Raw genomic sequence first — 606 nt, 5'->3', positions numbered from 1 at the left:
TTGAGTAGCCGAACTGATTGGTTTATCTGCATCAGCCGTATTGTTCACATTACCTAAGCCAACCATTGTGGCAGTAATACCAGATACGGTACCTGTAAATGTTGGAGATGCAAGAGGGGCTTTTAAAGCAAGATCTGCACTGGCAGCTTTCCCGTCAAGGGCTGTTTGAGTAGCTGAGCTGATCGGCTTATCGGCATCAGCAGTATTGTTCACATTGCCTAGTCCGACCATTGTGGCGGTGATACCAGACACAGTTCCTGTAAAAGTCGGAGATGCTAGTGGTGCCTTTAAAGCAAGGTCTGCACTGGCGGCTTTTCCATCAAGCGCTGCTTGAGTAGCCGAACTGATCGGTTTATCTGCATCAGCCGTATTGTTCACATTGCCTAAGCCAACCATTGCAGCAGTGATCCCGGATACAGTACCAGTGAATGTCGGAGATGCAAGAGGGGCCTTTAAAGCAAGATCTGCACTGGCGGCTTTTCCATCAAGGGCAGTTTGAGTAGCTGAACTGATTGGCTTAGCCAGGTCTGAGGTGTTATCTACATCTGATAATCCTACCATTCCTTTAGTGATACCAGAAACAGTTCCGGTAAATGTTGGAGATGC

1 protein-coding gene is annotated in these 606 nt (G+C 47.7%); it reads right to left on the bottom strand.

All coding sequences use genetic code 11. From position 1 onward, the window contains the following. Positions 1 to 606 (bottom strand): hypothetical protein (locus P2W76_RS13585; RefSeq protein WP_276348383.1); only part of this gene is annotated, 606 nt, incomplete at both ends.

It is taken from the genome of Daejeonella sp. JGW-45 (assembly GCF_029360805.1).
GTDB lineage: Bacteria > Bacteroidota > Bacteroidia > Sphingobacteriales > Sphingobacteriaceae > Daejeonella.
Note: the sequence above shows the minus strand (reverse complement) of the source record. Positions and strands in the feature narration are given on the sequence as shown.